This window comes from Jiangella anatolica (assembly GCF_003236295.1).
Lineage (GTDB): Bacteria > Actinomycetota > Actinomycetes > Jiangellales > Jiangellaceae > Jiangella > Jiangella anatolica.
This window is the reverse complement of the sequence record NZ_POTW01000229.1, coordinates 1-423: the sequence shown is the minus strand read 5'-3', so window position 1 is coordinate 423 and position 423 is coordinate 1. Positions and strand designations below refer to the sequence as shown.

The following is a 423-nucleotide window of genomic DNA, read 5'->3' as shown; positions in this document are numbered from 1 at the left end:
ACGTCACCTGGGGCACCTCGCCCGAGATGGTGGTCACCATCGACGGCCGTGTGCCCGACCCGGCCGAGGAAAGCGACCCCATCAAGCGGCAAGGCATCACCCGGGCGCTTACCTACATGGGACTCGAGCCGGGCACGCCGCTGCGCGACATCGCACTCGACAAGATTTTCATCGGCTCGTGCACGAATGCACGTATCGAAGATCTGCGTGCCGCGGCGCGTGTGGTGGCCGGCAAGCACGTTGCGGCCAACATCGTGCAGGCGCTTGTGGTGCCGGGCTCCGGACTGGTCAAACGCCAGGCCGAGGCCGAAGGGCTCGACCGCATCTTCGTCGATGCCGGTTTTGAATGGCGCGACCCGGGGTGTTCGATGTGCCTGGGCATGAACGACGACCGCCTGCAGCCGGGCGAGCGCTGCGCGTCAA

At 66.7% G+C, this 423-nt stretch carries 1 protein-coding gene; it reads left to right on the top strand.

Annotated elements, in window-relative coordinates; translation table 11 throughout:
- The coding region (locus tag C1I92_RS35960) for an aconitase family protein (RefSeq protein WP_499799515.1) at window positions 1–423 on the top strand (423 nt) is incomplete at both ends.